Origin of the sequence: Shewanella goraebulensis, assembly GCF_030252245.1 — a bacterium.
GTDB lineage: Bacteria > Pseudomonadota > Gammaproteobacteria > Enterobacterales > Shewanellaceae > Shewanella > Shewanella goraebulensis.
Genome location: NZ_CP126972.1, coordinates 3,252,117 through 3,264,935 on the forward strand (window position 1 = coordinate 3,252,117; position 12,819 = coordinate 3,264,935).

Here is a 12,819-nt window from a genome sequence, read left to right on the forward strand (position 1 = left end):
TTAAAATGTCATCTTTCTTAATTATTCTGGCATTAAATAACAACTTAACGACTATCTCGTTTGCGAACTAACAAATAAAAATGAAAATCTGTTAATCATACTAGCCAAAGGCTAATGAAATTCATTAACATGGTATTAATTAGAACAAATTTCAGCAAATAATTGAGTATCATCATGCCTTTGAGTCGATTTCATTCCTTACGCGCTTATTTAAATAATGTCATTTTGGGACAACCTGTATTAACAGAGAACTTGCTCATCGCACTCATTGCCGATGGCCATTTATTAGTTGAGGGCCCTCCTGGTCTTGCAAAAACACGTGCTGTTAAAGCGCTTTGCGATGGTGTTGAAGGCGATTTTCATCGAATTCAATTTACCCCAGATTTATTACCAGCCGATTTAACCGGTACTGACATTTATCGTGCTCAAACTGCCACATTTGAATTTGAAGCAGGACCAATCTTTCATAATCTGATTTTGGCTGATGAAATTAACCGTGCACCAGCTAAAGTCCAATCAGCACTGCTAGAAGCAATGGCTGAAGGCCAAGTTACGGTCGGTAAGAATAGTTATCCTCTTCCTGATTTATTCTTGGTTATGGCGACACAAAACCCACTTGAAAATGAAGGAACATACCCATTACCTGAAGCTCAATTAGACCGTTTTTTAATGCACTTAAACTTAGATTACCCAAGTGCTGAAACTGAACGTGAAATTTTGCGTCAATCACGCAATGAAGCCGTCACTAAACAACTGCCTACCATTGAGCCTGTGGCGCAATCAGATGTATTTGCTGCCCGCGAACAAGCGATGGAGCTTTACTTAGCTGAACCTCTAGAAAGCTATATTGTCGAAATTATCATGGCAACTCGACAACCTGAACGTTACAGCCCTGAACTTGCAAAGTGGCTTGAATATGGCGTGAGCCCGCGTGCTTCTATTTCCCTCGAGCGATGTGCCCGAGCAAGAGCCTGGCTTCAAGAACGTGACTTTGTTTCACCTGAAGATATTCAAGCGGTTGCGCCAAATGTACTCAGACACCGCTTATTGCTGAGTTACCAAGCCCAAGCAGAAGGCATAAATGCTGATCATGTTATTAACCACATTTTAAGCCAAGTTGCGGTCCCTTAAGTTTGACTCAGTCACTAAAAAAACTAAGTAACTCAAAATTTAGTCACCCTAAATTAAGTCACACTTGAACACTGTAAAGGCTAACACCTTTGGAGTTAGCGCCTTAAAATTGGAACCATTGCACTATGCCCGTTGAACAAACGCTTGAGGGTCCATTGCCATTATTTAGTAATGGCGTGAATCTAAATGAGCAAGAACTCATTAGCTGCCAAAGCACCGCTCGCGCGATGCCAGATAAACGCAGCCGAGCAAAAGCAAGCCAAGCTGGCCATCGAAGTAGCCTGATTAAAGGCCGCGGGATGGAGTTTGCTGAGGTGCGTCATTATCAAAATGGCGACGATGTCAGAACCATAGATTGGCGCGTCACCGCTCGAACAGGTAAAGCTCATACAAAGTTATTTGTTGAAGAACGGGAACGACCCATTATTCTGTTCGTCGATTTCAGCCACAGTTTATTTTTTGGTTCGCGCTTATTGCTTCAATCGGTTCAAGCGGCTCATGTTGCCGCAACACTTGGCTGGAATGCGATTAATCATGGCGATCGCCTCGGGGCGTTTATTGCCAGTGAAACTGAGCACCTTGAACTAAAACCACGCAGCCGTCGCCAAGGTATATTGCAGTTAACATCTGCACTTATCAAAATGCATGAGAATCAGCTAAATCACTTTGATGAGCTACCACAAGATCCACAACACATATTACGAGCATGTCAGCGCTTGCAACGAATTGCTAAGCCTGGATCTTTGGTGTGGATTATTACCGACGGACAGCACTTTACCCAAGAATGCTTAGCCGCATTAACCGAGCTTAAACGTCATTGCGACGTGGGTGCTTTTGTCATTAGCGATCCACTAAGGCAAGGTACACTTTCATTACCTAAACGTTTTGCATTACCCGTAAGAGATGGAAAGCAGCAACTGACATTAACTCGAAACAGTTACGATGCTTGGCTAAGTGGTCAACTTGCAAGTCAGCAGCAATTTATCGAACTGATGAACATGATAAAAGTCCCAACTCGTTTTATTGATGCAGGCAAAAGCCTCAGCCAACAATTGGAAGTATTACGCTAAATGAATACTGCGCAAGCTAACCCAGCATTATCACAACTGGAAGATATTATGCTTCCAGAGCAAATAAGCCAGTTACCCATCGCGCCTGGGTTTTGGATACTCGCCATAGTTTTTGTTGCTATCATTATTTTTGCCGTCACAAAACTTCAGCAGAACCGCCGCTATATTGCACCTAAAAAAGCAGCATTATCTGAACTTGAAATACTTGATGTATCAACACCTCAGTATGCAACTGACATTAATACTTTATTAAAAAGAACCGCCATGAGCTATTTTCCCCGTGAAGATTTTGCCAAATTAGATGGTGATATTTGGTATGCATGGTTAGCCTTAAGATTATCAGCGCAAGATGCGAATCAAATGAGCGAGCTACTGAAAAAGCGTTACCAAAAAGATGGCTTAGCACAAAAAGATTGTATGCAACTCAGAACCTTAACTGAAAAATGGCTCAACAAATCAGGTCATTTCATTGCGCTTAATAAAGTTCCAGTACAAGCCCAAAGCACTCCGAAGAATCAACAATCGGAGGCAACATGTTCTCAATAACTTGGCCATGGTTACTCTTGTTATTGCCGCTACCCTTTTTACTCAAACAAAAACAGGTAGCAAAGAACACAGGTGGTCATCTGCAATTACCTGGAATTGGCGAAACGGAGCAACAAGTTACTATCAGCCAACACAAACCAAGCCGAAAAGCTTATTGGTTGATGTGGTTATGCCTTTTGTGCGCCTTAATTCGTCCCCAATGGTTAGGTGAGCCAATAGAGCTACCTTCTGAAGGACGAGATGTTATGTTAGCCGTGGATTTATCAGGCAGCATGCAAATAGAAGATATGATTGTTGAAGGTAAGACCGTCGATAGGCTCACTCTTATAAAGCACGTGATCGGTGATTTCATTGAAAGACGAAACGGCGACAGACTCGGGTTGATTTTATTTGCCGATCACGCCTATCTTCAAGCACCGTTGACCCAAGATAGACGCTCTGTGGCTAAGTTTCTTGCCGACAGTGAAATCGGCCTTGTGGGTAAACAAACTGCCATTGGAGAGTCCATCGCCTTAGCAGTGCGACGTTTTGACATGGTTAATGACAGTAACCGTGTATTAATATTACTCACCGATGGCTCAAATAACGCCGGTAACATTGAGCCTGAAGTGGCTGCGAGAATTGCTGCTAAACGTAATGTCACGATTTATACCGTCGGCGTAGGTGCTGAAGTGATGGAGCGTCGCAGTATATTTGGCACTGAACGCGTGAACCCTTCGTTAGATTTAGATGAAGATCAATTGCAAAATCTTGCCGACATGACTAAAGGTCATTACTTTAGAGCTCGAAACAGTGAAGAGTTAGCCCAAATTTATCAAAAAATCGACGAACTGGAACCCGTTAGCCGAGATCAGCTGACTTACCGCCCTAAAAGTGAACTATTTTATTGGCCATTATTGTTAGCTCTACTTATGAGCGTGTTTATCAGCCTAAGAGGCCAATTCGCGAATAAGCTAAATCTTGCTGCCAGCAATCAAGCAAGTCTTAAGTCGAATATTAGTTCAGACTCAAGCAAACCAACTGGGGGACTATAATGAGTTTACACTTTATTCGTCCAGAATGGCTGTTGGCCCTCATCCCATTAATTACCATCGCAATATTCTTATGGCGAAACCAACAAAGTAATTCTGCATGGCAAAGTTATATTGCGCCGCATTTGGCTAACACCTTAATAAGTGAAACCAACCAAGTAAAAAAACAGCCTAAGTGGTTACTTATGTTGTGCTGGGTTATCGCGGTTATTGCGATATCCGGCCCCGCGGTTAATAAGCAAAGCTTACCCGTTTACAGCAGTGAACAAGGTCGTGTGCTGGTAATGGATATGTCCTTATCTATGTATGCTACGGATCAAAAACCTAACCGTTTATCCCAAGCAAAATATAGAGCCACAGACTTTTTAACCAATTTATCAGAAGGTGAAACAGGCTTAATCGCCTTTGCAGGAGATGCTTTTACCATCAGTCCTTTGACTCGCGATAAGTCTACTTTACTTAATTTATTGCCAACACTCACACCAGATATAATGCCTGTTAGGGGCTCAGATTTATCAGCCGCCATCGAACTTGCACAGCAATTACTTACTCAAGGTGGCCACATCACTGGTGATATTATTGTGATGACTGATGGCGTTAACCCACAGCAATACAGTGATGCAACCAAAGTACTTGATGGCAGCCGTTATCGAGTTTCTGTAATGGCATTTGGCACCAGCCAAGGCGCTGCGATTCAATTACCTGATGGGCAACTATTGCGTGATAACCGTGGCGAAATAGTGATTGATAAGACAGATTTTAAGCTACTTGAACAATTAGTCAGTCCAACGGGCGGACTCATGATCCCAGCGACCGCAGATGGTAGCTCGTTAAGTCGACTTGAAAATTGGCTCGCCAATGACGGCGATGCTAAAGCCACTGAACTTGAAGGTGAAAGCTGGCAAGATTTAGGCCCATATATTGCCATGTTGCTCATTATTCCTGTGTTACTCAGCTTTAGGTTTACCTTAGTACCAGTTTTTACCGCCCTTACATTAGGCTTTTTGTTTCAACCAAGTCCTGTTATGGCCAATACTTGGGATGATTTATGGAAAACCCAAGATCAACAAGCTAGCGAAACCTTTGCTCAAGCTCAAACAAGTGAAGAATTCGCCGATGCTGCAGAGCAATTTAACCAACCTCTTTGGCAAGCCAGTGCTCAATATAAAGCAGGCGATTATGAAAATGCACTTGCTGGATTTGAGCAAGATAGCTCCGCTAACGGTTTATATAATCAAGCCAATAGTTTAATGCAATTAAATAAGCTCGATGAAGCAATCAGTCGTTACCAACAAGCATTGAAGCAACAAGCTGAATTCCCCCAAGCTCAAAAAAACCTTGAACTTGCTGAGCAAATGAAACAACAGCAAGAACAACAATCGGGTGAAGGTTCTGATCAAAACCAGTCTGACCAAAATGATTCAAACGAAGGTGAATCAGGACAAAATGAAAAAGGTGATAACCAATCTGGCGACAAGTCACAGGACTCTTCTCAAGAGCAGTCTCAAGAACAGGAACAATCACAACAAAATGCTCAAGACAGTTCTAAACAAGATGAACAGCAGAGCGATTCAAACCCAAATGACTCTGATAGAAGTGAATCAAAAAAGAGTGACGCTAAACAGAATCAGTCAGACCAAGAAAATGAAAATGAGCAAAATCAAGCCCAGTCTGATTCTTCACAAAATGAGTCTGCTCCTTCTCAAAGTGAGGCAGATGAAGATAAGCAATCTGGAAACGAAGCTGAAATGCAAGCTCAAGCTCAACCTGAAAATGAGCCAGAATCAGCATCTAAGCCAGAGCAAGATCAATCTGCAGAACAACAAGCGCAAGCTATGGCTGCAGAAAAAGCACAAATGGAAGAGTCTGATAAGCAGCCAGAATCATCTCAAGCAGTTGCTTCATCACAGCTAGCAGAAGAACCATTACCAGCAGACTTAGAACGTGCTCTTCGCGCCGTAAGCGAAGACCCGCAAGTGTTAATAAGAAATAAAATGCAATTGGAATATCAAAAGCGTCGCCAAAGTGGCCAACTTCCTAAGGACAAACAACAGTGGTAAATAGAATCGTTATCGCCCTTCTTGCAATTCTTTTTACAGGGCAAGCTTTCGCAGTCAGTCAAATCCAAGCGACTGTAGACAGAAATCCTGTGATGCAAGGTGAATACTTTGTATTGAACGTCACTGCCGATGCCGATCTCAATGCAGGGTTATTAGATACCTCCCCATTATTAAAAGATTTTGTTGTGGGTCGCACCAGCGTCGGTAGAAGCACTCAAATAGTTAACTTTGACGCCACCAAAGAAACCCGATGGCAAGTATTACTATCAGCAAAAAACGCCGGAACAGTGACGATTCCATCGTTTACTATGGAAGGTGTAAAATCTAATCCTATTAACTTAACCGTTGCAAAAGCGGGCAGTCAGCCTCAGCAAATGCGTAATTTGTTTGTAGAAGGTGAATTGAGCACCAATGAAGCTTATGTTGGCCAGCTTATTACTTATAAAGTGAAGCTGTTTTTAGCTGCAGAGTTGCAACGTGGCGTTATTAGCGCACCTGAAATTGCTGGTACAGAGATAAAGCAAATCGGTGAAGACAAAGATTCTGTTGAAGTCGTCGATGGTCGCCGTTTTAGAGTTATTGAAAGAACCTACTCAATTATTGCTGATACCGCTGGTACTTTAGCAATAAAAGGGGCAGGTTTTTCTGGTGATATTCTTGTTGAAGCACCTAGACGAGGCGGCATGTTTGGTTTTAATGAAAGTAGACCAATGCAAGCAAGAGCAGAAGACACTCAAATGACGATTATGCCGATTCCTGATGTTTACCAAGGTGAATGGCTAGCAAGTGACTTATTAATTGCTAAAGAAGTATGGCCGGAAGATCAAGGCAATGAATTTGAAATAGGCACTCCAATTACTCGCACAATTAATATCGTTGCATCAAATGCTGACAGCAACAGTTTGCCAGACATTAAACTGACCATGCCAGACGGGTTAAAATCTTATCCAGAAAAACCAATTAGGCAAACAGTGGTACGTGATAATCAAGTCATTGCTCAATACAGTTTAACCAGCGCAATTGTCCCTACTAAACCGGGGACATTCACTTTACCTGAAATTACTATTCCTTGGTGGAACACCCATTTACGTCAGCAGCAATATGCCACTATTCCAGCAAGAACCGTCACTATTACTGGCACAATTGCAACAACTCCCGAAGTCGCTACTACGCCAACGCGAACAAACAATGAACAATCTAGTCTTTGGCCTTGGCTAACCTTATTATTTGCAACGTTATGGCTAATTACGTTGGCATTATGGATTAAGGCTCGAAGTAAAAAACAAGCTCAAATACCTGTGCTGCCAACTTCAAATACAACAGCGAAATCACCCGCTAATATTGATGAGATAGCTAAAGCCTGTGATAACAATGACGTCACTTTGGTAATTTCTTTGCTGCAACAGCTTTACAGTACAAGGCTTGCAAAACCAATGACCTTGTCTGATATCGCATATTTATCCGATGCTTTATCGAAAGCAATTCATCAAGTACAACAAGCAAAATACAGTAAATCATCCTCAATGATTGATAAGAATATGTTGTTAAGTGCAATTGAACAAACGCAAGTAAATCAACAACAAAATACCACTTCACCACTTAGTTCATTGAATCCTTGAGCATAATTATGCTTGCTATTCACAGCTAACCTTTTAAGCTATCGAACATAATATTTAACAATAAGTCATAAAATGTTCGATAGCTTGCGAAATAAAAAGTCCGAACCCACGGTCTTATCTGACATGCTAAATAAACAGCGACGATACGACAGCCTCGTCAGGGCACTTCACACTGATATCTTTCGATATGCCTATTGGTTAATCGGCGATAAACATGTGGCAGAAGACGTCACTCAAGAAACTTTTCTACGCGCTTGGCGCGCTTTAGACTCGTTAAAAGATGATAAAGCTGCCAAAGCTTGGCTAATTACAATTTTACGTCGTGAGAATGCGCGCCGGTTTGAGCGTAAACAGTTTGATTATAGTGATGTAGAGCAAGAATTGCTTGAAGATGAAAAATCATCCACCACTGAAGAACAAACTGAGCAGTACTGGCTACGTAAGCAAATTGGTCAATTAGAAGTTGAATATCGTGAGCCACTATTATTACAACTTATTGGTGGATTTAGTGGTGAAGAAATTGCTGATTTATTAGAGCTAAACAGAAATACCGTCATGACGCGATTATTTCGCGCCCGTAATCAATTAAAAGACGCTTTAGAGTCTCCCGAAGTTAGAGGTCAATCAAATGGATGATCTAAAATTTCGTCGCCATGCATATGGTGACCCAAATAGCCAAGACGAAGATTTCTTGGCACAGATTGCAGCGTCTGAATCTGATGCAAAACTCGTTAACGAGTTAAAAGCACTGGACAGTAAACTCACTAATGCACTAAATATTGATGTGCCTGATGACTTAGCCGATAAGCTTATTCTCAGGCAACAACTTAGCAAACATCAACAACAAAAGAAGCACACTCGTTATTTAATGGCGATGGCGGCATCTGTTGCTTTAGTGATTGGATTAAGTTTCAGCATGCTGCGCTTTACTCCTGTAGATTTAGCTGAACATGCTCTTGCCCATGTTTACCATGAACCAAAAGCGATGAACGTTGATCAAAATGTCGGCTTTGAAGATGTTAACTTTAAGCTCGCTGGTATTGGTGGATTAGAAAATGCCAAGTTCATCCAGCAGCCAGGAAAAGTGTTTTACACTTCATACTGTGATTTCCAAGGTGTAAAAAGTTTACACCTCGTCATGGAGGGTGAGCAAGGCAAGGTCACCTTATTTATTATTCCTACAGAAAATAGAATGGTGATTGAAGAATCGTTCGCAGATCAGAACTATCAAGGTTTAGGTTTTCAAACCGCAGACACCTTCATGTTACTGGTAGGTGAACAAGATGCAGACCTTCAGCTTGTAAGAAACGAAATTGAGCAAACTTTTATTTAAATTTCATACATCTAGCACACAAACCAGCTAATGAAATTTCATTGGCTGGTCAATAACTCTTCATACTTCCTTTCAAAATTGTGCACTATGTCAAACATCTGTTAGCATATGCCGCACAATAAAGAGAACAATACGGAAGTAGCATGGCAATTGAAGCTCCAATTCTAATTACATTCATTGGTTATCTCGCCCTAATGATGGGCATAGGCTATTGGGCCTACCGCAAAACAGACACAGTAGATGATTACATTCTAGGCGGCCGAAAAATGGGCCCAGCCGTGACAGCGTTAAGTGTCGGCGCATCAGACATGTCAGGTTGGTTATTACTCGGTTTACCTGGTGCAGTTTATTTAGGTGGTTTAGGCGAAGCATGGATTGGCTTCGGTTTAGTATTCGGCGCATGGCTAAACTGGTTATTTGTTGCAAGACGTTTACGTATATACACCCAAGCGGCAGACAACGCCCTTACCCTTCCCGACTTCTTTGAAAAACGTTTTGAAGACAAGCAAGGTTTTTTAAAACTCGTTTCTGCAATTACTATTTTAGTCTTTTTCACCTTCTACACCTCTTCAGGTATGGTTGGCGGCGCAATTCTATTCGAACAAATCTTTGGTTTAGATTACACCGTAGCCCTAATGATAGGCTCAGTCATTATTGTGGCTTACACCTTTGTAGGCGGTTTTTTTGCAGTAAGTTGGACTGACTTTTTCCAAGGTTGCTTAATGTTATTAGCACTATTAATCGTGCCAATCGCAATTTTCAGCAAGCCAGATACGCAAGTTGCACTAGAAACTCTCGATCCTAAAATGCTGTCACTACTGCACAGTAATATGACCACCATTGGCTTGATCTCTTTGCTCGCTTGGGGTTTAGGTTACTTTGGTCAGCCACATATTCTTTCTCGCTTTATGGCCATCGGCAGCCCTGATGATATTCCACTATCTCGTCGAATCGCGATGAGCTGGATGCTAGTTGCATTAATCGGTGCTCTCGCCACAGGTATTGCAGGCACTATCTATTTTGCAGATGCGCCTTTAGCGAACTCTGAGACAGTATTTATACACTTAGCGCAAGTTGCGTTCAATCCTTGGGTTGGCGGTATCTTAATTGCGGCAATTTTATCAGCAATTATGAGCACTATCGATTCTCAACTTCTTGTTTGTTCAAGTGTTATCACAGAAGATTTTTACCGTAAATGGTTACGCCCGCAAGCAAATGACAAAGAATTAATGTTAGTTGGACGCCTTGGAGTTCTTGCTATTGCGATTATCGCGATTGTGATTGCACTTAATCCTGACAGCAAAGTACTCGACTTAGTGAGTTATGCTTGGGCAGGATTTGGCGCAGCATTTGGTCCTGTAGTGCTACTTTCATTATTCTGGCAAGGCTATAGCCGCAATGGTGCTATCGCAACCATTATTGTAGGTGCTGTAACTGTTGTCGTTTGGAAGCAGCTTTCTGGCGGTTTATTCGACTTATATGAAATCTTACCTGGATTCTTATTTGCTACAATAGTCGGTGTAGTTGTTAGTAAATTATCTCCACCAGCTGAGGCAATCAAGACTCAATTCGCAAACTTTAAAGCCTCGCTTTAATTTCTAAACAGTCCGATTACTGACGATTAAGCAGTAATCGGACCTCTCAGCGTACAACTGTACTCTTTTTTACAAAATAATCTTGTTGCCTCCTTGTTACTTAATATTTCGTTATAATATTTCAGCCTTCTTAACAAAATTCTCAACAGCCCTACAGCACAGCGTTTATAGAGTATTTACTCAATTTGACCTAAAAACGTCAAAAGCAGAAATTAACTTAATGCTAACAATGACTAGCAACTGGTCGGAGTTGTAGAGGTAACAACTGTTACCTAATATGCCCGCAATTACTAAGTTGGTGTTAATTGGGGAGCCAGTACTAAGCAAGATCGAGCACTAAGCAAGATTGAGTACTGAGCAAATTAATAAACTGACGTACAACGATGAGATTAAAATGATGACTAAATTCAACAAGACTCTACTAGCTGCAGCGGTAACGCTTGCTAGCACACAATCAATGGCAGCTGGTTTTCAGTTAAATAGCCAATCAGCAACTGGTATTGGCCGTGCAATGGCTGGTGATGCAATCATCGCTGATAACGCGTCAGTTTTAGCACGTAACCCTGCTGCAATGGCATTGTTTGATGAGACAGCAATTTCTGTAGGCATGACATATGCTGACATCAATGTTGAAGTAAGCGACGTTCAGTATGACACTATGCTCGGTGGAACTAACCACTTAGGTAGCCTTGATAATGCCGCTGAAAATAAAGTTATTCCTAACTTTTACTACATCAACCCAGTTAATGAGAAAATCGCTTTCGGTTTTGCTGCATTCAGTAACTACGGTACAGGTACTGATCTTGGTGAATTAAATAACAATCAAGACTTCAACACGCCTATCGACTTGTTAGGTAACACCGAAGTTGTCACTATCAACTTAAACGCGAGCATGTCATACCGTATCAATGATTCTTTAAGCTTAGGTTTAGGTTTAGATATCATCCAAGGTTCTGGAACATTAACCCGCTCAGGTGATTTAACTCTGGCTCCTGGAATGGATCCAATTGCTTTGAACCTTGTTGATGTAGATGCTGATGGCTGGGCTGTTGGTGGTATCATTGGTTTAGCTTACGAAATCAATGAAAACCACAGATTTGGTTTTAGCTACCGTTTCAGCCCTGAAATGAAAGCTTCTGGTGACATCTCTTACAATGCGAACCCACTAACACCTGCTGAAAACTTTGATGAAATTGAAATTCCAATGGCTGACATTGCTCAGTTCGCTGGTTTCCATCAGTTAACTGAAAAATTTGCTGTTCACTATACAGCGCAATGGACTCAATGGAGCACATTCGACCATATTGGTTTAGTAGATGGTGATAAAGGTTCAAGTGAAGCGATCTTAAAAGAATATAATTGGAAAGACTCTTGGTTCTTAAGCTTTGGTGCAACTTACGATATCAATGAAAATTGGACAGTAAGAGCTGGTATCGCAAATGACCAAGGTGTTGTGGGCGAAGTTTCATCTTTATCAATTCCTGACTCAGACCGTATCTGGTACTCAGCTGGTTTCACTTACAACATCAACCAAAACTCTAGCCTCGACTTTGGCTACACTTTAGTTGACGGTGAGAAAGTACATGTTCTTGAACAAAGTGCATTAGTTGGTGAAGTTAGTGCATACACTGAGTCAGGCGCTAACTACTTCTCGCTTCAGTACAATTACAACTTCTAAGATAAACTAATAAATAGTTTAAAATATAAGTTAAAAGCCGCCTTAGTTTATTCAGGCGGCTTTTTTGTGTCTGAATTGCCGCTTCAAATATCAAAAATATCAAAAATATCACTCCATTAGATTTTTCCCATAAATAGATTGCACTATCCAACCAACTCATTAGGATTTTCTTATGGAATATTTTTACAGTTGGATAATTTTATATGCTTCACAATTTTTACTTTATGGTGGAAGCTTGGAAAGCACTTTTGTCAGCTTAGCTGATTCGTCGGATTACTTGCTGTTCGTCAAGCTAATCTAGTCGGAAGTTGAGTTTACAATGCTGAGGTTTCGTCTTGTTGACGACATTACTTTTCTGTCAACAGCAACAGAAAAGTAAGTAAAAGAATGCCGTTCCAACTCACTTTTTAATCTGCTAGAAATCCTCACTTTTTAACGCACCGCGCCTGAATCTAGGTCCATGTATTTGTAGGCACTAATAAAACCTTTCATGATTTTATTTGCTGAAGTGCGGTTCTTTATCAGAAAATTCGATGGAAGTTTGTAGATACACGAAGAGTTGTTATTAAATGTAGAATTTCAGGTTACGGTAAGACGATAAGAAATTGAAGGTTGCTACTTAGAAAATGTGTTTTAACTATTTAGATGTAAAGGAGGAAAAAAGCAAGATCAGACGTTCCCTCACGCCGAAACTGAACAAAGGGCTATAAATCATCACGCGAACAGAATTTCTATTAGTGCTATATATTCCATAAT

The 12,819-nt window shown here is 41.1% G+C and carries 10 protein-coding genes; all 10 read left to right on the plus strand.

From position 1 onward, the window contains the following. Positions 1-174 precede the first annotated feature (174 nt). The 10 genes from QPX86_RS13700 to QPX86_RS13745 all read left to right on the plus strand — a co-directional run bounded on the left by QPX86_RS13700 (position 175) and on the right by QPX86_RS13745 (position 12,063). The gene (locus QPX86_RS13700; protein WP_220754760.1) at positions 175-1,131 is read left to right on the plus strand and encodes an AAA family ATPase; all 957 of its coding nucleotides are present in this window, start codon (positions 175-177) and stop codon (positions 1,129-1,131) included. 125 nt (positions 1,132-1,256) lie between these two features. Next, positions 1,257-2,201 (plus strand): DUF58 domain-containing protein, encoded by a 945-nt coding sequence (locus QPX86_RS13705; RefSeq protein WP_285163017.1) that lies wholly within the window; start codon positions 1,257-1,259, stop codon positions 2,199-2,201. Further along, on the plus strand, positions 2,202-2,747 hold the full coding sequence (locus QPX86_RS13710; protein ID WP_220754762.1) for a DUF4381 domain-containing protein: 546 nt from the start codon (positions 2,202-2,204) through the stop codon (positions 2,745-2,747). Next, positions 2,735-3,781, plus strand: a complete 1,047-nt coding sequence (locus QPX86_RS13715; protein ID WP_285163018.1) for a vWA domain-containing protein — start codon at positions 2,735-2,737, stop codon at positions 3,779-3,781. Before QPX86_RS13710 ends, QPX86_RS13715 begins: the two co-directional genes overlap by 13 nt. Then, positions 3,781-5,838, plus strand: a complete 2,058-nt coding sequence (locus QPX86_RS13720; protein ID WP_220754764.1) for a VWA domain-containing protein — start codon at positions 3,781-3,783, stop codon at positions 5,836-5,838. The genes QPX86_RS13715 and QPX86_RS13720 overlap by 1 nt, the downstream gene beginning before the upstream one ends. Then, positions 5,832-7,457, plus strand: coding sequence for a BatD family protein (locus QPX86_RS13725; RefSeq protein ID WP_285163019.1), 1,626 nt, complete (start codon positions 5,832-5,834; stop codon positions 7,455-7,457). The genes QPX86_RS13720 and QPX86_RS13725 overlap by 7 nt, the downstream gene beginning before the upstream one ends. 72 nt (positions 7,458-7,529) lie before the next feature. After that, positions 7,530-8,093 (plus strand): sigma-70 family RNA polymerase sigma factor, encoded by a 564-nt coding sequence (locus QPX86_RS13730; protein WP_220754765.1) that lies wholly within the window; start codon positions 7,530-7,532, stop codon positions 8,091-8,093. Then, positions 8,086-8,790 (plus strand): DUF3379 domain-containing protein, encoded by a 705-nt coding sequence (locus QPX86_RS13735; protein ID WP_220754766.1) that lies wholly within the window; start codon positions 8,086-8,088, stop codon positions 8,788-8,790. The genes QPX86_RS13730 and QPX86_RS13735 overlap by 8 nt, the downstream gene beginning before the upstream one ends. Before the next feature lie 143 nt (positions 8,791-8,933). After that, positions 8,934-10,385: a sodium/proline symporter PutP gene (gene putP / locus QPX86_RS13740; protein ID WP_220754767.1), complete on the plus strand. Its 1,452-nt coding sequence runs from the start codon at positions 8,934-8,936 to the stop codon at positions 10,383-10,385. A 397-nt stretch (positions 10,386-10,782) separates the two neighbouring features. Next, entirely contained in the window at positions 10,783-12,063 is a 1,281-nt protein-coding gene (locus tag QPX86_RS13745) for an OmpP1/FadL family transporter (RefSeq protein ID WP_285165172.1), read from the plus strand. Positions 12,064-12,819 lie beyond the last annotated feature (756 nt).